The 18123-nt window shown below is 69.3% G+C and carries 21 protein-coding genes; 8 read left to right on the top strand and 13 right to left on the bottom strand.

Annotated elements, in window-relative coordinates:
* Positions 1-110 precede the first annotated feature (110 nt).
* Positions 111-776 carry a PASTA domain-containing protein gene (locus tag C5B96_RS13185; protein ID WP_146078179.1) on the top strand — a complete coding sequence of 222 codons (666 nt, stop codon included), beginning with the start codon at positions 111-113 and terminating at the stop codon, positions 774-776.
* Between the two features lie 76 nt (positions 777-852).
* On the opposite strand, the gene C5B96_RS13180 is transcribed toward C5B96_RS13185, so the two are convergent.
* Together C5B96_RS13180 and C5B96_RS13175 are read right to left on the bottom strand one after the other, a co-directional pair.
* A complete protein-coding gene (locus C5B96_RS13180) occupies positions 853-1590 on the bottom strand; it encodes a DUF1275 family protein (RefSeq protein WP_104245814.1) in 738 nt (245 codons plus the stop codon).
* Positions 1591-1646: 56 nt separating this feature from the next.
* On the bottom strand, positions 1647-2777 hold the full coding sequence (locus C5B96_RS13175) for an FAD-dependent monooxygenase (protein WP_104245813.1): 1131 nt from the start codon (positions 2775-2777) through the stop codon (positions 1647-1649).
* A gap of 150 nt (positions 2778-2927) precedes the next feature.
* Between C5B96_RS13175 and C5B96_RS13170 the strand changes: the two genes are divergently transcribed.
* Entirely contained in the window at positions 2928-4292 is a 1365-nt protein-coding gene (locus C5B96_RS13170) for an APC family permease (protein ID WP_104245812.1), read from the top strand.
* A 38-nt stretch (positions 4293-4330) separates the two neighbouring features.
* Here the strand turns inward: C5B96_RS13170 and C5B96_RS13165 are convergent, their stop codons facing one another.
* Genes C5B96_RS13165 through C5B96_RS13150 form a run of 4 tightly spaced genes read right to left on the bottom strand, consistent with a single transcriptional unit; the run spans position 4331 to position 6688 of the window.
* Positions 4331-5131, bottom strand: a complete 801-nt coding sequence (locus tag C5B96_RS13165) for an MBL fold metallo-hydrolase (protein WP_233189193.1) — start codon at positions 5129-5131, stop codon at positions 4331-4333.
* The gene (locus C5B96_RS13160; protein WP_104245811.1) at positions 5128-5610 is read right to left on the bottom strand and encodes a DUF4383 domain-containing protein; all 483 of its coding nucleotides are present in this window, start codon (positions 5608-5610) and stop codon (positions 5128-5130) included. The genes C5B96_RS13165 and C5B96_RS13160 overlap by 4 nt, the downstream gene beginning before the upstream one ends.
* Positions 5611-5657: 47 nt before the next feature.
* Positions 5658-6461 carry a nitroreductase family protein gene (locus C5B96_RS13155; protein ID WP_104245810.1) on the bottom strand — a complete coding sequence of 268 codons (804 nt, stop codon included), beginning with the start codon at positions 6459-6461 and terminating at the stop codon, positions 5658-5660.
* Between the two features lie 2 nt (positions 6462-6463).
* Positions 6464-6688 carry a hypothetical protein gene (locus tag C5B96_RS13150; protein ID WP_104245809.1) on the bottom strand — a complete coding sequence of 75 codons (225 nt, stop codon included), beginning with the start codon at positions 6686-6688 and terminating at the stop codon, positions 6464-6466.
* A 195-nt stretch (positions 6689-6883) separates the two neighbouring features.
* Between C5B96_RS13150 and C5B96_RS13145 the strand changes: the two genes are divergently transcribed.
* The 3 genes from C5B96_RS13145 to C5B96_RS13135 all read left to right on the top strand — a co-directional run bounded on the left by C5B96_RS13145 (position 6884) and on the right by C5B96_RS13135 (position 9588).
* Positions 6884-8029, top strand: a complete 1146-nt coding sequence (locus C5B96_RS13145; protein ID WP_104245808.1) for a zinc-dependent alcohol dehydrogenase — start codon at positions 6884-6886, stop codon at positions 8027-8029.
* Between the two features lie 8 nt (positions 8030-8037).
* The gene (locus tag C5B96_RS13140; RefSeq protein ID WP_104245807.1) at positions 8038-8592 is read left to right on the top strand and encodes a hypothetical protein; all 555 of its coding nucleotides are present in this window, start codon (positions 8038-8040) and stop codon (positions 8590-8592) included.
* Positions 8593-9129: 537 nt separating this feature from the next.
* Entirely contained in the window at positions 9130-9588 is a 459-nt protein-coding gene (locus C5B96_RS13135; protein WP_104245806.1) for a cytochrome c oxidase subunit 4, read from the top strand.
* Between the two features lie 53 nt (positions 9589-9641).
* Here C5B96_RS13135 and C5B96_RS13130 read toward each other — a convergent pair whose 3' ends face one another.
* Entirely contained in the window at positions 9642-10145 is a 504-nt protein-coding gene (locus tag C5B96_RS13130) for a DinB family protein (RefSeq protein ID WP_104245805.1), read from the bottom strand.
* A 116-nt stretch (positions 10146-10261) separates the two neighbouring features.
* Here C5B96_RS13130 and C5B96_RS13125 point away from each other — a divergent pair, with 116 nt between their 5' ends.
* A complete protein-coding gene (locus C5B96_RS13125; protein ID WP_104245804.1) occupies positions 10262-10495 on the top strand; it encodes a hypothetical protein in 234 nt (77 codons plus the stop codon).
* 31 nt (positions 10496-10526) lie between these two features.
* Here the strand turns inward: C5B96_RS13125 and C5B96_RS13120 are convergent, their stop codons facing one another.
* The 6 genes from C5B96_RS13120 to C5B96_RS13095 form a co-directional block, all read right to left on the bottom strand.
* Positions 10527-11132, bottom strand: a complete 606-nt coding sequence (locus C5B96_RS13120) for a DUF1345 domain-containing protein (protein WP_233189192.1) — start codon at positions 11130-11132, stop codon at positions 10527-10529.
* 29 nt (positions 11133-11161) lie between these two features.
* A complete protein-coding gene (locus C5B96_RS13115; protein WP_104245803.1) occupies positions 11162-11719 on the bottom strand; it encodes a type 1 glutamine amidotransferase domain-containing protein in 558 nt (185 codons plus the stop codon).
* Position 11720: 1 nt separating this feature from the next.
* Positions 11721-12881, bottom strand: coding sequence for a glutathione-independent formaldehyde dehydrogenase (locus tag C5B96_RS13110; RefSeq protein WP_104245802.1), 1161 nt, complete (start codon positions 12879-12881; stop codon positions 11721-11723).
* Positions 12882-12937: 56 nt separating this feature from the next.
* Positions 12938-14113 (bottom strand): zinc-dependent alcohol dehydrogenase, encoded by a 1176-nt coding sequence (locus C5B96_RS13105; protein ID WP_104245801.1) that lies wholly within the window; start codon positions 14111-14113, stop codon positions 12938-12940.
* Entirely contained in the window at positions 14110-14589 is a 480-nt protein-coding gene (locus C5B96_RS13100) for a hypothetical protein (protein WP_146078178.1), read from the bottom strand. The genes C5B96_RS13105 and C5B96_RS13100 overlap by 4 nt, the downstream gene beginning before the upstream one ends.
* A gap of 242 nt (positions 14590-14831) precedes the next feature.
* Positions 14832-16052: an ROK family protein gene (locus C5B96_RS13095; protein WP_146078177.1), complete on the bottom strand. Its 1221-nt coding sequence runs from the start codon at positions 16050-16052 to the stop codon at positions 14832-14834.
* Positions 16053-16204: 152 nt separating this feature from the next.
* On the opposite strand from C5B96_RS13095, the gene C5B96_RS13090 reads away from it, so the two are divergent.
* Both C5B96_RS13090 and C5B96_RS13085 read left to right on the top strand, forming a co-directional pair.
* Complete coding sequence (locus C5B96_RS13090) at positions 16205-17209, top strand: SIS domain-containing protein (protein ID WP_158507187.1); 1005 nt, start codon at positions 16205-16207, stop codon at positions 17207-17209.
* The gene (locus tag C5B96_RS13085; RefSeq protein WP_104245797.1) at positions 17181-18113 is read left to right on the top strand and encodes an ROK family protein; all 933 of its coding nucleotides are present in this window, start codon (positions 17181-17183) and stop codon (positions 18111-18113) included. The genes C5B96_RS13090 and C5B96_RS13085 overlap by 29 nt, the downstream gene beginning before the upstream one ends.
* The last annotated feature ends 10 nt before the right edge of the window (positions 18114-18123 follow it).

The following is an 18123-nucleotide window of genomic DNA, read 5'->3' as shown; positions in this document are numbered from 1 at the left end:
CCCGCCCGCCTGTCCGTCCGCCGCCGTAGCGTACGTGTCGTTCCCGCCGAAGGGAACCCCCGCGCAGGGTGCCGTCGGCAGGCGCAGACTCCCGGTGGGAGGTTGCAGTCGTGCAGTGCAGAGGTGGTGTCGGGGCGGCATCCGTCGCCGTCGCTCTGATGGTCGTGGCCGCGGGTGGATGCTCGGCCGAGAACCCGCCCGCGCCGTCGCCCGCCGCCACGGGCATCCCGACAGCCGTCGCTGCCGTCTACGTGCCGAACGTGATCGGGCTCCCGGCCGCCGAGGCCGAGGGGGTGATCTCGTCGTCGGGCTTCGTGGTGCAGTGGTCGACGCCCCCGCAGGTGGGCGCGGCCCCGACCGTCACCGCGCAGCAACCGGCCGGCGGCCTCACCGCTGCCCCGGGCGCGATCGTGCGTCTGGAGGTCTCGGCCGACGCCCGAGCACAGGGCCAGGGCCGCGAACCCACCACACCGCGCGGCCTGTCGTTCAGCATCGCGGCCGCGACCTGCGACCTCTACGGCCGGCAGACGTCTGCGGGCGCCCCGGCCGGCGCCCCGGCCGGCGGCCCGGTGGGCGGGCCTTCGGATGCCGCGGCGGGTAGCTGGCAGGCGAGCTTCGCGCCGGGCGATGCCACCGTGCAGGGCGACGTGCTCGTGCTCCGCGGCCTCGCGCAGGTGGTGCCGGCGCCGGGCCGACCGGCCGAGCAGCGCACAGTGGAGTGCACGGTCGGCGGCACCGACATCACCCCGGTCATCCAGTCGTTCCGGGTGCGGTGACGACCGGGGCGCCGGGTGGCGTGTCGGGCGTGTCGAGGGTGGCGGGTCGGGTGTCGGGTGTCGGGTGTCAGGCGTGTCAGGCGTGTCGCGTGTCGGGCGGGTCGACCGTCGTGGGGGAGGTGAGGGCGATCCCGGTCGCGATGACGGTCATCAGCAGGGCCGGCACCGCGCCGGCCGAGGGGGCTGCGTGGAACAGCGCCGTGGCGACGAGGGCTCCCGCCGGCAGCGCGAGGATCGACAGCGCCCGGATGCCCTGCCCGCCGCCCCGGCGTTCGGCGAGGGCCTGCATCGTGGTGGTCAGCGTTCCGGTGACGTAGGTCGTCGTCACTCCAGCGGTGTCGCTGAATTTCTTCGCGGTGACGGTCTGCAGGGCGAGCGACGCTGCAGACAGCGCGATGACCGTGCACTTCACACCGAGGGTGGCGTCGCCGTCTGAGCTGCCGAGCATCCAGAGCACCACGACCACGACCTGCGCCACCAGTGACGGCAGGAGAAGACGCCGCAGAAGCCGGCGATGCTCGCCCGCCGCCGCCGCCGCACCCGCCGCCGGGCCGCCCGGGAGCGAGGCGGCCGGCGGTCGCGTCACGCGGAACCCGGCGTAGAGCACGGCGGCGAACACGACGATCGCGACAAGGGCGCACACCAGTGTGGCGACGAACCCCGGGCGAGTGAACAGGGCGGCGAGCACGAGGTTGCCGGTCATGTTCGCCGTGAACGTGCCGTTCAGCGCGAGAAAGGCGAACGCATCTGCGGCCCCGGCCCCGAACGAGAGCAGCAGCAGGGTCAGGTGCAGGCGTCGGGCGGTGTGGGGCATGGGCGCTGTCTCTCTCTGTCGGGGTCAGGCTCTGTCGGGGTCAGGCTCTGTCGCGGTCAGGGCCGGGCGAAGGGCAGGGATGCCGCCAGGCGGCGACCGTACGCGCTGATCGCGCGGCCGACGGGCAGGCGTTCGGCGTCGTACCGGCTGAGCGCCTCGTCGAGGGGGAGCTCGGCCACCAGATCGGCGAGCGCCATCGCGTCGCCGGCCGCTTTGGCCGCCCCCATGGCCGTGTGCGGCCGCACCATGACCGCCGCGTCGCCGAGCAGCGCGATGCGGCCGTGGGCCATGCGGGGTGGCACGTAGTCGAAGATGGCTTGGAGGAAGGGCCGGCTCTCTGCCTCGACGGCGGCCGAGAACGGCGGAGGCAACTCGCGCAGGGCGTCGGCCACCAATTCGTCGCGGAGTGCGTCGGGCAACTGGCCGGGTGCCAGGGAGGCCCCCTGCGGGTCGCGCCCCGCCTCGGCCAGCAGCTCTCGGAGTCGCTGCCCGGTCATCGGCCGGTACCAGACCCAGTTGTACCGGCGCCGACCGCGCTCCACCTCGCCCGCCGGGCCGGGTACGAGATACCCGAGCATGTGCGATTCCGGCCCGGTGAAGAAGGCGAAGCGGTCGAGCAGGGGGCGGGCGGCAGCGGGGGGCAGCGCCTCTTCGGGAATGAGCCCGCGCCACGTCACGTAGCCGACGTAGTGGTTCGCCGTCGACTCCGGTGCGACGGCGCGGCGCACGACGGAGTTGAGCCCGTCGGCACCAATGACCAGGTCGAACGCCTCGCTGCGGCCCTCGGCAAGCCGGACGACGGCGCCCCGCCCCGAGGGCTCGACGCTCTGCACGGCGCTGCCCAGTCGGTAGCTCGCGGTCGGCAGGGCGGCGCGCAACACCTCGTACAGGTGGTCCCACGACAGCTGGGTCTGCGGCGAGGCATCGCGCGAGACGACGGAGCCGTCGCGGGCCAGCGTGATGCGCTCGTGGGCGACGACACCGACACGGGCTGCATCGTCGCGCCCCACGCGGTGCAGCAGGTCGAACAGCTCCTGCTGCGCCACGAGCCCGGCGCCGCGGCGTGCGAGCCCGTGCTGCGACCGCTCGAAGACGGTGACCTCGTGGCCGGCCCGGGCCAGCAGAGCAGCCGCGAAGAGCCCACCGATCGACCCGCCCACCACCCCGACCCTGAGTGCATCCGTCATGTCGTTCCTCCTCGGTCGTCGCCCCTGGCCAGACGCTACCCGTGGCCGGCGCCGACCCGCCCCTACAGTCGTCGGAAAACCGCTGTGGGGCATGCGGCGGGCGCTGGCAACCCCTGCTGCGACAGGCGCGCGGTTCGTACTGTGGGGCCCATGACTGAACGCAGAGTGGATGCCCCACCCCCACAGAAGACACCCGGCGACCGGGCGACCGGCGACGAGAAGGGTGGCCTGAAGCGCAACATCTCGGGCCGCATGCTCTACCTCTTCATTCTCGGCGACGTGCTCGGGGCCGGAATCTACGCGCTCGTCGGCCAGATCGCCGGGCAGGTCGGCGGGGTCACCTGGGCCCCGATGATCGTGGCGTTGCTGCTGGCCCTGCTCACGGCGGCGTCGTACGCGGAGCTCGTCACGAAGTACCCGCAGGCGGGAGGCTCAGCGGTGTTCGCCGAGCGGGCGTACCGCGTTCCCCTCGTGTCGTTCCTCGTCGGCTTCTGCATGGTCGCCGCCGGTGTCGTGAGTGCGGCCGGGCTGGCGCTCGCCTTCGCCGGCGACTATCTCGCGACCTTCATCGACATTCCGCCGGTGCTCGGCGCCGTCATCTTCCTCGCGGCCGTCGGGCTGCTGAACGCCCGCGGCATCAAGGAGTCGGTGCGCGCCAACCTCGTGATGACCATGATCGAGACCACCGGCCTGGTGCTCGTCGTCGTCGCGGTCGCAGTGCTGCTGGGCGGCGGTGGCGGCGACCTCGGCCGCGCGGTGCGCTTCGAAGAGGGCTCGTCGCCGGTGGTCGCCGTGTTCGGGGCGGCGCTGCTGGCGTACTACTCGTTCGTCGGGTTCGAGACCAGCGCCAACGTCGCCGAGGAGGTCACGGATCCGGCCCGGGTCTACCCGAGGGCCCTGTTCGGAGCGCTGGCGACGGCGGGTGTTCTCTACGTGCTGGTGGGCACCGCGGCATCCATCGCCGTTCCCTCCGACGAACTCGCCAGCTCGACCGGGCCGCTGCTGACCGTCATCTCGGCGAGTGGTGTGGGCATCCCTGCCTGGCTGTTCAGCCTCATCGCGCTCGTCGCGGTGGCGAACGGGGCCCTGCTCACACTCATCATGTCGAGCCGCATGGCGTACGGGATGAGCAACCGCGGGCTGCTGCCGGGCGTCTTCTCGCGGGTGCTGCCGAACAGGGGCACCCCGTGGGTGGCGATCGTCGTCACGGTGGGCATCGCCATGGCGCTGACCCTCACGGGCAGCATCGCGACCCTCGCCCAGACCGTGGTTCTGCTTCTGCTCCTGGTCTTCCTCAGCACCAACATCGCGGTTCTGGTGCTGCGCCGCGACCGTGTCGAACACCGGCACTTTCGCGTCTGGAGCTTTCTGCCCGTGCTCGGTGCGCTCTCCTGCGTCGCCCTCCTGACCCAGCAGACCGGCGAGGTCTGGCTGCGGGCCGGCATCATCATCGCGGTCGGCTGCGCCCTCTTCGGTGTCACCCGTCTCGCCGGCCGCCGGCAGGGCCGGGGCTGAGGCCAGTGTCAGCGCCGGCGCCGGGGGGTTGAAGATGCTCAGTGCGCGCCGGTCGCCAGCGCCCGCTCGACGGCCGAGGCGATCCCCTGCCGCCACACCGTGCCGTGACCCGGCAGCACCAGCGCAGCATCCGTCGCCGCCAGCGCCCGCAGTGACGCGAGGGCCTGTTCGGAGTCGGCCGTCGCGGCCCCGGCCACGATCTGCGGGCCGCGCCCGCCCGTGTACGGGTCGAGGGTGACGAGGGCGTCGCCACTCAGCAGCGCACCCCTGCCGGGAAAGTGCAGGGCTGTATGACCGTCTGTGTGCCCCGGGCTGAACACGACTGACGGCCGCCCCGGCACGTCGACTTCGCCCGACGTCGCCAGGTCGACGGTCGCCTCCACGCCTCTGACCCAGAGCGCTCCGGCCCGGGCCATGCCGGCCAGCAGGGGCCTCGCGGCCGGGTAGGCGAGCGGATACGCGAGGCGCGCCCGCTCGTGGGCGTACCGGTACGGATGCCGGGCGATCTTGCGATCCCCCGGGTGCAGCCACACGGGGGTGCCCTGCCGCCGCAGCCGGTCGGCGACGCCGAGGTGGTCGAAGTGCGCGTGGGTCAGAACGACGGCGTGGATGTCGCCGACCTGCCGGCCGAGGTGGCCGAGGGCGGCCACCAGGTGCGGCCAGGTGGTGGGCAGCCCTGTGTCGACGAGGGTGACGCTGTCGCCCTCTGTCACCAGGTAGCTGTTCACGAAGCCGTGCTCCAGCTGGTGGATGCCCGGTGCCACGTCGACGGTGAGACGCGGCCGCCGGGCGCCGCCCAGACTGCGGGAGCCGGCCCTCGCCGCAGCGTGCGCGGTCACCGGGCCTGGGCGCGGGTACCGCGCGCGGAGCCGGCGACTGCGCGGGGGAGCAGCAGGCCGAGCAGCAGCATGCCCACCCCGAGGAACAGGTGCAGCCAGTTGTCGGCGGTGTTCAGGGGCACGAAGTTCGCCGCGCGGTCGTCGTTGCCGACGATCAGACCGTAGATCCAGAGCACGAGGTAGATCACGCCGCCCCAGACCAGATAGTTGCGCGCTGCGCGGGCGGTGCGGGAGAAGAGCACGCCCGCGATGCCGAACAGCAGGTGCACGATGTTGTGCAGCACCGAGACCTGGAAGAGTCCCATCAGCATGGAGTCAGACGTGTGCCCGGCCATGTCCATCCCCGACATGTCTGTCGTCAGGCCCGGGATGAAGCCGGCCACTCCGACGAGTAGGAAGACGATTCCGACGACCAGCGCCACGGTCTGCACCGCGCTCCGTTCGCGTCGCTGGTTCGGTGTGGATGCTGCGGTGCTCATTTCTCTTCCTTTCGGTTGAACTGGGCCGGAATCGGCCCAGAGTCCTGTCATTCAGCAGGCGGTGAATCCCAGCCGACGCGCGGAACGCGACAGCTGTTGTCGAACACGTACTGGGAGGGCAGCTTGCGCTGGTGGCTCGTCCAGTCGATCGAGGGGCGGCGCTGGTCGGCTGGCAGGTAGCCGAGCCGGTAGACCGCCATCAGTTCAAGATCGTCGGGAACGTCGAGCAGCGTCTCGATGCGCTCCCACTGCCCGGGCACCTCCATCGGGAACGAGACGAACTGGATGCCCATGCCGAGCTGAAGCGTCGTCAGCCAGACGTTCTCCATGGCTGCCCCCAGGCTGAACACCGAGTAGAACGACGAGAGCTCGCCGGGCCGGTACTCCGCCCGGTCCAGCAGGGCGGCGAGCAGCAGGGGGGAGCCGGAGACGAGTCGCCGGTTCTCCGCCCCCAGCGTCTGCGGCACCTTCAACGCGTTCATCATCTTCTGCCCCCGCGGGGTGAAGACCTGCGTGGTGAACGGCCGGAGGGGCGCGGGCATCCTGTCGAAGAGCATCCCGTCGCGGCGGGTCTCCATCTCGCGCTGACTGAACCGGAAGTACCGCTTGTAGCGTTCGAAGAACGTGCCGTTCGACATCGCCTCGGTCATGCTGCCGCCGCTGATCTCGGCGATCTGCTCGATGAGCGACCGTTCGTCGATGACCACGAACCGCCACGGCTGGCTGTTCAACTGCGAGGGCGCCCGCCCGGCCGCTTCGATCAGGAGGCGCTGGTCGAATTCGGCGACGGGGTCGGGCAGGAACGGGCCGTTCGTCGTCTTCCGCCGGCGGATCGCTTCGAGCAGTTCCATCGTCAGGCCTCCGCCCACGAGCGCCACGCCGCGGCCCCGACGAACGGCAGTGCGGAGAGGGCTACGACCACGTGCCGGGGCGACCGCGCGCTGAAGCGGGGAATGAGCGCGAACGGAACGGCGGCCGGAAGCAGCAGGAGCCCGGCCCGGCTCCGGCCCCGGAGCAGGGAGGTCGATGCGGCAGCGGAGAGCGCGCGCTCGGCGCGCGGCTGTCGGCGTTCTGCCATGCGTGTTCCTCCTTCTGCCCGATGCGTTCCATCACAGAAGATCGCCGGGCGGGCGCATAGGACTTGTTTTTTGGGGCGACCCGCTGCAAGAGGCGTTATGCGGTCGTGCGCCAGGAATTCAACCCCTGTGTTCCGACGCGTTTCTGCGGTGGAGTCTCTTCGAACGCAGTCGACGGAAGGCAGAAGGCAGAACACATGCAGGCAATGGTGTACCGCGGACCGTACAAGATCCGTGTCGAAGAGAAGAACATCCCGAAGATCGAACACCCCAACGACGCCATCGTGCGGGTGACGCGGGCGGCCATCTGCGGCTCAGACCTGCACCTCTACCACGGCATGATGCCCGACACCCGCGTCGGCTCGACGTTCGGGCACGAGTTCATCGGGGTCGTGCACGAGGTCGGGCCCTCGGTTCAGAACCTGTCGGTCGGCGACCGCGTGATGGTGCCGTTCAACATCTACTGCGGTACCTGCTACTTCTGCGCCAAGGGGCTCTACTCCAACTGCCACAACGTGAACCCCAACGCGACGGCGGTGGGCGGCATCTACGGCTACTCGCACACCTGCGGCGGCTACGACGGGGGCCAGGCCGAGTACGTGCGGGTTCCCCTCGCCGATGTGGGGCCCTCGATCATCCCCGACGGCCTCGACGACGAAGACGCGTTGCTGATGACGGACGCCCTGGCCACGGGGTACTTCGGCGCCCAGCTCGGCGACATCGTCGAGGGCGACACCGTCGTCGTGTTCGGCGCCGGCCCTGTGGGCCAGTTCGCGGCACGCTCGGCCTGGCTGATGGGCGCCGGCCGGGTCATCGTCATCGACCACCTCGACTACCGGCTGGCGAAGGCGCAGGAGTTCGCGTACGCCGAGACGATCAACTTCACCGAGGTCAACGACATCGTGCTGGAACTGAAGAAGCAGACCGACTGGCTGGGCGCCGACGTCGTCATCGACGCGGTCGGCGCCGAAGCCGACGGCAACCTGCTCCAGCACATCACCGCCTCGAAGCTGAAGCTCCAGGGCGGCTCGCCGGTGGCGCTGAACTGGGCGATCGACGGCGTGCGGAAGGGCGGCACCATTTCGGTCATGGGTGCCTACGGCCCGCTCTTCAGCGCCGTCAAGTTCGGTGACGCGATGAACAAGGGCCTGACCATCCGCACCAACCAGGCGCCGGCGAAGAGGCAGTGGCCGCGGCTGCTCGAACACATCGCGGCCGGGCACCTGACGCCACGCGACATCATCACCCACCGCATCCCGCTCGAGCACATCGCCGAGGGATACCACCTGTTCTCTGCCAAGCTCGACGGCTGCCTGAAGACCGTCATCACCTTCGAAGACTAGGAGTTCTCATGCCGTACATCGCCACTGACCACCTGCGCCCGTCGGCCGACGAGTTGCGTGCGCGCATCCCGGGCTGGGGTGCAGACCTCGACCCTGCCGACCGGCCGTCGGTGCCGAAGGAGCGCACCGACCTGCCCACGGGCGCGCACTGGCTGATTCCGGATCGCCAGCCCGAGCGCCAGCCACGCGAACGCTCGGTCGAGCACGGGATGCTGCCGCCGGTGTTCGGCACGACGGCTCCGCTGCACGGGGTGTCGGGTCTCGTTCGCGGTTTCGCCTACAAGCGATTCAGCGAGGGGCAGACCGCCCACTGGCTGCTGCTCGTGCTCGGCGACCGCATCGACGTATGGGGCGCCCGCGTGCGCTCGGTTCGGGAGGGCCGGCCCGACAATCCGTTCGCCGAGACGGGCGTCGCGGCCGAGCTCCGTGGGCACCCGGTGCAGTCGCGGCTGGGTCGCGGCAGGGCCGACGTGAAGCACGCCTGGCTCGACCCGCTGCTCGTCGTCGGGCCGGCCGCCCTGGTTGTCGCGGCCACCGCGGTGCTCGCGCGTCGGCGCGGCTGACGGCTTGCGGCGACCCCCGTCGATGCCTTCGACCGAGTCGTCGATGCCCTCAAGCGAGGCGCAGTGCTCGACATGGTCGCGAGCCTCATCGAAGCTGCCGAAGTAGAGCAGGTCATAGGGCGGCGCCACCTCGAGGGCTTCGAAAAGGTCGCCGCAGCACGACACGTAGCCGATCACCCCGTCGCTGCGGCCGGCGGGGTGCGCCTGGATCTCCCAGACCTGCTGCGGCCCGGCCAGCCGGGTGGCTCGTGCGTCGTTCATATGCCTGCTCCTCCCGCGAGATCCCTGTCATCGGCGTCTTCTCCGAGAAGTGGAACATTCCGGGCGCGCCAATGATCGGGGTTGACGGGTCGAGCGACGAGGAGTTATGCCCGGCGCACCGGGGCCGGATGCGAGCCGGGTGCGGGCCGGGTGGGCGGCCTGGGTGGACGAGCCGGGTGAGGCGATGTCAACCCCTGCCCGAGCGGGGGTTTCGCACCGGTAATGGAAGGGCGGCGGCCCCACGCCGTTCGAACCTCGACACCCCGGAGAGCTGTCATGAGAGCCAACGTCAACCTGTTCTGGATCCTCAGCGGATTCTTCCTCCTCGCCGACGTCGCCTACACGGTGTGGAACATCCTCTTCAACGCCCAGCAGCTCGCCACCCAGTCCGTCGACGGCCGCACCAGCAGCCCCGTCGAGTGGGTCGGAACGGTCGCTCTCGCCCTGGCCTGCATCCTCGCGGCGTTCCTCGCGTTCTACCTCGGCCGCGTACACCGCGCGCAGGGCGGGGCGCTCCCCGAAGACACAGAAACGGCGAATGTCGACGACGGCGACCCGGAGATGGGCTTCTACAGCCCCTTCAGCTGGTGGCCGGTCATGCTCGCCGGGTCGCTGGCCATCGTGTTCCTCGGCCTGGCTGTGGGAATCTGGCTCTCACTCATCGGCCTCGGCATCGTGCTGATCGCGATCGTCGGCTGGACGTACGAGTACTACCGCGGCTTCTTCGCCCGCTGACCGCCGTTCGATCTCCGGATGCTCGCGGTTCTGTCGCCCGTGGTGCCCGTGTTTCAGTCGCCCGTGGTGCCGTCGGCGAGCTCCCGCAGAATGTCGATGTGACCGTTGTGGCGCGCGTTCTCCTCGATGAGGTGCAGAATCACCCAGCGCAGCGTGGGATGCTCGCCCGACCGGAACGGCGTCGCCGAACGGTCGTCGAGACCGAGCCCGGCCACCAGCGCGTCGGTTGCCGCCGCCTGCCGGCGGTAGCCGTCGATCACCTCCTGCAGGGAAAGGGTGGCGCCGTCGATGAACTCCTGGTCGGGCGATTCCTCGGTCCAGGGCCCGAGGTCGGGCCCGTCGACGAAGCGGTTCTCGATCCAGGAGTGCTCGACCCAACGCATGTGGTTCAGCACCCCGCCGACACTCATCAGCGGTGACGTCGCCATCGGCGCGGCTGCGGCCTGGGCATCCGTGAGCCCCGTCGCCTTCGCGATACCGGTCTCACGGGTGTACCTCAGCATGGCCAGGAGGGTCGAGCGTTCGTCCCAGGACTGTGGATGATCGGTGCGTTCCATGCGTCGAGTATGGCTCATTCCCACCGCCGCCGGCAGGTCCCTGCACTCGCGCAAACGAAGCCGCCGGAAAATTTCAACCCCTGTTCTGGTCGAATAGTGCGGGCCAGAGTATTGGCGTGGCCCAACTCAACGACTCCGGATCCCAGACCCTGGTTCGGTATCGCGGGGAAGAAGTGTGGATCGGCGACGAGCACATTGCGAACCTGCGGCTGGACTCCGACAGCGACACCCCCGTGGTGGTGCAGTGCCTCGACGGCACCGTGCGGTTCAGAGCGCACGATCGCCGCACGGCGGAGGTGTGGGCCCGCCTGCACGCCGCCGAGCTCCGCCGCCCACGCCGCCCTTCCTGACCCGCCCGTCACCTCAGCCCTGGCCCGACCCTCAGCCCTGGCCGAGGTTCGTCACGAGGTTGATGGCCACCGCGATCAGAACCGTGCCGAAGAAGTACGACAGCAGCGCGTGGAAGAGGGCTTTGCGCCGAACGTCGCTGTCGGTCGGTTCGATCTCGGGGCCGGCGTATGACATGCCGATGGTGAAGGCGAAGTAGGCGAAGTCGCTGTACAGGGGATCTGAGCGCTGCTTCACGTCGAACGCATCGTTCTCGTGGTCCAGGTAGTGCATCCGGGCGTATTTGAGAGCGTAGACGGTGTTCACGAGCGCCCAGGCGACCATCGTGCCGAGCACTCCGAGGATGATGAGGGCGATCGATGCCGGATCGTCCCGCTGGTTCCCCGCCTGCACCAGAGCGATCACCACTGCGGCGACACTCGCCAGGCAGGCGGCGACGATGGTGCTGTCGGTGACTCGCGAGGTCGACTCCTCCTGGGCGAGCCGCCTCGTTCCCGCTGCATCCTGCCGCCAGCAGATGCGCCAGACCCAGATGAGCGCGACGCCGCCCGCGGTGCACCAGCCCGCGAGCGGGGCGAGGGCGGGTGCGGCCGCCACGCCGACGATGACGCCGACGGCCGCACCCACCGCTACGCACACAGCGGCGCGTCGGGCGGAGATGATCCGGTTCACTGCCCCGGCGGTCTTCCTGCGAACTCCTGCAGCAGACGATCGCAGAAGGCGGGCAGGTCGTCGGGCGACCGGCTCGTGGTGAGGGTGCCGTCGGTCACGACCACCGCGTCGACCACCTCTGCGCCCGCGTTCCGCAGGTCTGTGCGGAGGCTCGGCCACGATGTCAGCCGTCGCCCGCGAACACGGTCGGCCTCGATGAGGGTCCACGGCCCGTGGCAGATCGCGGCGACGGGCTTGCCCGAGTCCACGAAGTCGCGCACGAACGCCACGGCCGACGAATCGGTGCGCAGCTTGTCGGGATTGACGGTGCCCCCGGGCAGAAGCAGAGCGTCGAAGTCGGCGGGGCTCGCATCCGACACCTTCCCGTCAACCGTGAACGTTCCAGCGTCGGCCAGGTCGTGGTCGCGGGCCGCGATCTCTCCCTCGTCGAGCGAGAGCAACGTGGTGACGGCTCCCGCTTCGTCGAGGGCCTGCCGGGGCTGTTCCAGTTCGACCCGCTCGACCCCGTCGGCGGCGAGAATGGCGATGCGCCGCCCGTTCAGTTCGTCAGCCATGTCACACCCCCGCCAGTGCTGTGTCGGGGTGCAGCACGACCTTCGTCCAGCCGGCTTCCCGGTTGTCGAAGTGCTCGTACGCCTCCACGGCATCATCGAGCGGGAGCTCGTGGCTGACCACCCACGAGGGTGTCGCCTTTCCCGCCGCGATGAGGTCGCGGAGTCGCCTGTTGTACTTCTTCACCGGGCACTGCCCGCTGCCCATCGACTGGCCGCGGAACCAGAACTCGCCGAAGTCGAAGGCGACCCGGCCGCTCTTGGCGAGCTCATCGCTGGCGCCCGGATCCTGTGGCACGTAGACGCCGACGACGCCGATACTGCCCGTGAACCGCACGGATCTCACCAGGCGGTTGAGTGTGGCATCCGGATGCTCGTCACCGTCGGGGTCGTGCGCCTGGTAGCCGACACATTCGCAGCCGTTGTCGGCGCCGAGGCCCGCGGTCAGGTCGTTGACGACCTCGACGGGGTCGACGGCGGAGTCGTCGATCGCGATCGCGCCGATCTCCTCCACCTTCTTCAGGCGGTCAGGGTGGCGGTCGACGACCATGACCCTGCTCGCACCCTTCAGAATGGCCGAGTATGCCGCCATGCACCCGACGGGGCCCGCACCGTAGATGACCGTCTGGTCGCCCGGCTGCACGCCCGCCAGTTCGGTGGCGTGATAACCGGTCGGAAAAATGTCGGCGAGCATCACGTAGTCGTTCTGCTTGTCTTCGGCGTCTTCTCCGAGGCGCAGGCAGTTGAAGTCGGCCCAGGGTACCCGCAGCAGTTCGGCCTGCCCGCCCGCCCACGGCCCCATGTCTGCGAACCCGTAGGCGGCGCCCGCCCACTCCTTCTTCGGCTGGGCGGTCAGGCAGTAGTTGGTGAAGCCGCGCTCGCAGTTCTTGCAGTGGCCGCAGGCCACGTTGAAGGGGAGCACGACGTAGTCGCCGACGCTGATCTTGTCGACGGCGTCACCCACCTCGATGACCTGGCCGAGGTTCTCGTGACCGAACCAGCGGCCGGTCTCGAAGTCGGTCCGGCCCTCGTACATGTGCAGGTCGGAGCCGCAGATGTTCGTGGTCGTGATTCTGACCAGGGCGTCGGTGGGTCTCTCGATCCGCGCGTCGGGCACCTCCCTGACGCTGACCTTCCGCGGACCGTCGTACACAACTGCTTTCATTTTCCTCTCCTCTCCTCTCCTCTCACTGCGGCGACGGCTCGTGCCGTCGCCCTCGGTCACGCTGCGGGCTGGAACACCGCTCGCACGCAGCCGTCCTCCTTGTTCTTGAACATCTCGTATCCCCGGGGCCCGTCATCGAGCGGCAGGATGTGCGTGGCCAGGTGCTCGGTGTCGATCTCGCCGGCAGCGATACGGTCGAGAATGGCCGGGATGTAACGGTGACCGTGCTGCTGGGCTCCCCGAACGGTCATGCCCTTGTTCATGATGGCGCCGAAGGGGAACTTGTCGACGACCCCGCCGAAGACACCCAGGGCGAAGAGACTGCCTCCTTTGCGGCAGGCGTAGATCGCCTCGCGCAACGCGGTCGGCCGGTCGGACTGCAGCCGCAGCTGCTGCTTGACCTGGTCGTACAGGTACGCGGGGCCGGTGCTGTGCGCCTCCATCCCCACGGCCTCGATGCAGACGTCTGGCCCGCGACCGCCGGTGCGCTCCTTCAGTTCGGCGAAGATGTTCTCCCTCGTGTAGTCGAGGGTCTCCGCGCCGATGAAGCGTCGTACCTGGTCGAGGCGTTCGGGCAGGCGGTCGATGACGACGACCTGTTCCGCACCCAGCAGCATCGCCGCCCGTGCGGCCATCTGCCCCACCCCGCCGGCGCCCCAGACGGCGACGGTGTCACCGGGGGTGATGCCGGCCAGGTCGGCGCCGGTCCATCCGGTCGGGGCGGCGTCGGAGGCGAACAGGGCGGCGAGGTCGGAGACGCCATCGGGAACAGTGAAGGCGCCCTGGTCGGCGAACGGCACGCGAATGTACTCCGCATGGCTCCCGGCGAAACCGCCGAGCGCGTGGCTGTAGGCGAAACAGCCGCCGATGGGGGAGCCCCACATCGTCTCGGTGATGCCCGGGTTCGGATTGCCGTTGTCGCAGAGCGAGAACTGTTCGTGGGTGCAGTACCAGCACTTTCCGCAGGCGATGAACGAGCACACCACCACCCGGTCGCCGATGCGGTGGTTCTTCACCGCAGAGCCGACCTCCACCACCTCGCCCATGAACTCGTGGCCGAGCACGTCTCCCGAGCGCATCGTGGGGATGTACCCGCCCAGCAGGTGCAGGTCGGAGCCGCAGGTGGTGCTCAACCGCACTTTGACGATGACGTCCCGGTCGTTCAGAATCGTCGGGTCGTCCACCTTCTCGACCTCGACCTTGTTGACACCTGTCCAACACAACGCTTTCACAGCAGTCCCTCCTCAGCTCCTCGATCGGTCGCGAATTCGACGACGGCGCCCATCGGAGTCGCCTTTCTGCGACCGTGGGGCGTCGGATCGACCCGCAGAATCTCGCCGACCTCGATCAGTTGCTTCGCTTCGCGGAGCGACCGGCGAAGCCGGCGTGCGCGATCCCCTTCCGCTCTCTTCGAGCGGTCGGCGGATGCGCTGCGGCGAAAACGGGCAGAGATCTCGGTTCCCTTGTCGCCCGGCGCCCGGCGCACCCTCGTCTCGACGTCTGGTCCCCAGGTGGTGAGGGAACCGGGCAGGGAACCGCCGGGCGCCACCTCGTCGAGAGGGAGAATGACCGTCACCGATCGCCAGCGCGACGCGGGCTCCCCTTCTCCGCTCTGCTGCGGGTCTCGTCGTCGGCGTTGCTGCTCCACCAGCAGTGACGCCCCGCCCGCCACGGCCAGTACCGTGACGGCGGCCAGCCGCGGCCTCATCGCGGGCCACCCGTCGTCGCCCGCTCGGAGCGGGCGTCTCGCACCCGGCCAGAGAGGGGTGGAATTCCTCGGGAATGTGCACTCATCATCGCGGTCTCCTCGATTCGCTTCGGTGCGTATCAGACAAGACGAAGGCGTGGCGGAAGGGGGCGCCAGGAGGGCACTCGATCTCAGCCTCGCTTTCGCGGCAACAGTATCGGTCGTGCTCCTCGGGGTGCGCAAGCCCTCTGTTTCGCCCGATTTCACCCCTCGGCGGGCAGGGCCCACCGAGACCGGTAACTGGAGATCGCCGTGGCGGAATGGCCGTCGAGAAGGTCGGCCAGGTACTGTTCGGCGGCGATCGCAGCCGCCCCTGCCACGGTGGCCGCCTCACCGAGGCTTCCGTGCTCGATCGGTACGGTGATGCCGAACCGATCGAGATGGTCGCGAACGAGTTGCAGCAGGTCAGCGTTGCGACCGATGCCTCCACCGAGCAGAAGGAGCCTCGGGCTGGCGGTCGCGACCAGAACCGAAGCCAGGTACGCAATGCCCCTGGCCTCGTCGTCGATGGCCGCCTGTGCGAGCGGGAGGGCGGCACGGGCCCGGGAGAAGACCTCGGCAGAAGAGGCTGCGTCGCTGCCCCCTTCGCCGTGGCGACTGAGGTTGTACCGGCCGATCAGCCCCCTGGCGGCGAGTGCCTCCTGGCTGCCCGGCGTCTTCGCGGCGCCCGGGAGCGGGGCGAAGAGCGGCAGGGGCAGCTTGCGCAGCTCCCCGCCCTGGCCGAGGAAACCTCTCAGTACACCCCCGCCGCTGATGATTCCCGCGCCCAGCCCGACCCCCACCTGCAGATAGGCGATGTCGGTCTCGCCGCCGGCCACTCCGTGGCGGAGCTCACCCACCGCCGCGCAGTTCACGTTGTTCTCGGCGTAGACGGGGATCTCGGTGGGGATTCCGATCTGCCTGATGATCTCGGGCAGGTCGCTGGTGGGGTGTTCTTCTTCGGGCTCCTGCTGCCAGTTGCGGAGGCCGATGAGGGAACGCGAGAGCGCCAGGCAGGCGCTCCGCAACGGCCCGTGCAGGGGCCCGATCCGCCGAATGAGGTCGCTGACCACTGCGCCGGCCTGGCTCGCCATGTCTGCGTTCGCGGTGTTCGGAGCATCCGGAACGATGTGTTCCTGCTCCAGGATCAGATGGCCGGTGAGTGTGCTCGCTGCCACTCGGATGTGCGTGGAACCCATGTCGATGCCGAGCAGCCAGCCGGCCCTCGGAGCCACGTCGTAGATCAGCGCCGCGCGGCCGACGAGCCCCTGGTGGGAGGCGTTCGCTTCGACGAAGCCCGAACCCTCGAGTTCCGTCATCGCCAGCGAGATCGTCTGCTTCGACAGGTTCGTCGCTCTGCTGATGTTCGGCCGACTCTCCGAACCGTTCGCGATGAGAGATGCGAGCGTCTTCTTGGCGCTGTCCGAAAGCGTGGTGTGGGCCAAGCGTCATCCGATCTGCCGTTGTTCGTATGTCAGGAAGCTATCAGACGGCCTCACGTCGAAAACCGACTCTTGCATGTTCCCAGCCGAGGCCGATAGATTGTTCGTCAACCGACCGAATTAAACTCGCGGTCCGAGCGAAAGCCAATTCCTCCATGAAATTCCCCTCCCTGTTCGAGCATGTTCCCGCGACGATCTCCGAGATCTCCTCGCGCACGATCCCCGCCGCGGCGGTCGAGATCGTGCGTCGTGCATCCGCCGTGCGGTTCGTGGCCATGGGTGGCTCGTACAACGCCGCGTCGGCAGCCGTCGAGGCATTCCTCGCCCGCGACGTCGATGCGCGTGCAGAGCTCGCCTCCCACCTCCTGCACGTCGAATCGGTGACGGCGAAGCACTCCGAGGCGATCGTGTTCATCTCGCAGAGCGGTACGAGCGTCGAGACCATCCGCGCGGCAGAGCGACTGCGTGCGCTCGGGTACTCCAACCTGATCTGCATCACGAACAACGTCGACAGTGATCTGGCACGCGCCTGCGACGTCGTCATCGACCAAGCCTTGACGAAGCAGATGCGCGTGCCGTTCGGTCCTTGGATCGCCACCTACACGACCCTCGTTCGCCTGGCAGGTCTGCGCGCCGGCCAGCCCGAGGCCGACTGGGACTCGGCAGCAGAGGCTGCCCGTTCTGCCCTCGGCCAGCTGCACGAGGTCGTGGCACTGGCCCCGGTCGCACCGGCCTACGTGGAGTTCTTCGGCCGTGGTGCCTTTCGCGCGACGGCCGAGCAGGGCACGCTCATCGTGCGGGAGATCGCCCGGGTGCCCGCCTCTGCGTGGGACTCGAGCACCTACCGCCACGGGCCGATCGAAGCGATCTCGCCGTCCCAACTCTCGATCGTCTTCGCCGCCTCCCAGGGCCGCGCTGCCCAGCTCGACCGTGCCTTTGCTGCCGCGCTGCGCGAGATCGTCTCCGACGTGATCGTCGTCGGCCCTGAAGACGCCGACGTGCCCATCCGCGCCGACGATGAGATCGCTGCCCTCGTCAGCATCCTGGCCGCCGCGTTCCTGGCCTACACCTGGGGTGAGTCGGCAGGGCTGACGATCGGTGAGTTCCGTTACACCTCCCACTCCGTGACGGATGAAGACACTCTTGTTCTCGGCAACTGACCCTCGGCCCGGCACCGTCGGTGTCGACATCGGCGGAACGAAGATCGCGGCGGGTTACGTGAACGCGTCGGGTCAGGCCGTGCTGCTGGGTACCGCGTCGACGACGCCCTACGACGGTGCCGCGAATCTCGCGACCGTCGAGCGTCTGATCTCGCAGTCGGAGGTGGCCGGCGCCGACCTTCTGGGTGTCTCCGTGGCGACCACCTTCGACCACCGGGGCGCCCTCCGCGACCCGAGGGGCTGGTTCGGGTGGAAGGGGCAGGTGCTCGCAGACCTTCTCGAACGACCCGATCGCAGGGCCCTGGTCTTCGCCGACGCGGCCGCTGGCGCCGTCGGGGAGTACACCAGGGGAGCGGGCAGCACGCTCGACCATCTGCTGTACGTGACGGTGGGTACGGGAATCTCCCACAGTTTCGTCATCGATGGCACGCCATTGAACGGCGCCCACAATTCGGCGTACTTCAGTGGCTACACCCCTCAGGCCCGCTGCCAACGGGAGCGATGCGACTTCGCCGATGTGGAGAAGATCTGCTCGGGCCCCGCCCTGGCCCGGGAGTTCTCCGGGCCCGAGGCCCGTGATGCCCGCCCGGTCATCGCGGCGGCCCGCGCAGGCGATGCACGCGCCCTGCAGATCGTCGAGCACGCAGCGTTCCACCTCGGCGCTCTCATCGCCACGATGGTGATGATGTACGACCCTGCCGGCGTCGTCATCGGGGGTGGACTCGGCACCGGGGCCACCGACTACCGCACCAGGGCCGTCGAGATCGCCCGGTCTCTCATCATCACCGAACACGGTCGCGCCATCCCGATGAAAGCGGCCGAACTCGGCGCCTCATCGTGCTGGGTCGGCGCCATCGAGATGGCCCATCAGCGAAGCGGCGTTCCTCTGGGTTCCGCCGGCTGACCTCGTTCCC

It is taken from the genome of Subtercola sp. Z020, from assembly GCF_002931235.1.
Taxonomy (GTDB): Bacteria; Actinomycetota; Actinomycetes; order Actinomycetales; family Microbacteriaceae; genus Subtercola.
Note: the sequence above shows the minus strand (reverse complement) of the source record. Positions and strands in the feature narration are given on the sequence as shown.

What these genes read in the sequence shown, in the direction of transcription:
- C5B96_RS13150 (WP_104245809.1), bottom strand. Translation starts at nt 6,688, where the DNA reads ATGGCAGAACGCCGACAGCCGCGCGCCGAGCGCGCGCTCTCCGCTGCC.
- C5B96_RS13140 (WP_104245807.1), top strand. Translation starts at nt 8,038, where the DNA reads ATGCCGTACATCGCCACTGACCACCTGCGCCCGTCGGCCGACGAGTTG.
- C5B96_RS13175 (WP_104245813.1), bottom strand. Translation starts at nt 2,777, where the DNA reads ATGACGGATGCACTCAGGGTCGGGGTGGTGGGCGGGTCGATCGGTGGG.
- C5B96_RS13115 (WP_104245803.1), bottom strand. Translation starts at nt 11,719, where the DNA reads ATGGCTGACGAACTGAACGGGCGGCGCATCGCCATTCTCGCCGCCGAC.
- C5B96_RS13085 (WP_104245797.1), top strand. Translation starts at nt 17,181, where the DNA reads ATGAAGACACTCTTGTTCTCGGCAACTGACCCTCGGCCCGGCACCGTC.
- C5B96_RS13135 (WP_104245806.1), top strand. Translation starts at nt 9,130, where the DNA reads ATGAGAGCCAACGTCAACCTGTTCTGGATCCTCAGCGGATTCTTCCTC.
- C5B96_RS13170 (WP_104245812.1), top strand. Translation starts at nt 2,928, where the DNA reads ATGACTGAACGCAGAGTGGATGCCCCACCCCCACAGAAGACACCCGGC.
- C5B96_RS13090 (WP_158507187.1), top strand. Translation starts at nt 16,205, where the DNA reads ATGAAATTCCCCTCCCTGTTCGAGCATGTTCCCGCGACGATCTCCGAG.
- C5B96_RS13130 (WP_104245805.1), bottom strand. Translation starts at nt 10,145, where the DNA reads ATGGAACGCACCGATCATCCACAGTCCTGGGACGAACGCTCGACCCTC.
- C5B96_RS13155 (WP_104245810.1), bottom strand. Translation starts at nt 6,461, where the DNA reads ATGGAACTGCTCGAAGCGATCCGCCGGCGGAAGACGACGAACGGCCCG.
- C5B96_RS13180 (WP_104245814.1), bottom strand. Translation starts at nt 1,590, where the DNA reads ATGCCCCACACCGCCCGACGCCTGCACCTGACCCTGCTGCTGCTCTCG.
- C5B96_RS13100 (WP_146078178.1), bottom strand. Translation starts at nt 14,589, where the DNA reads ATGAGGCCGCGGCTGGCCGCCGTCACGGTACTGGCCGTGGCGGGCGGG.
- C5B96_RS13145 (WP_104245808.1), top strand. Translation starts at nt 6,884, where the DNA reads ATGCAGGCAATGGTGTACCGCGGACCGTACAAGATCCGTGTCGAAGAG.
- C5B96_RS13110 (WP_104245802.1), bottom strand. Translation starts at nt 12,881, where the DNA reads ATGAAAGCAGTTGTGTACGACGGTCCGCGGAAGGTCAGCGTCAGGGAG.
- C5B96_RS13160 (WP_104245811.1), bottom strand. Translation starts at nt 5,610, where the DNA reads ATGAGCACCGCAGCATCCACACCGAACCAGCGACGCGAACGGAGCGCG.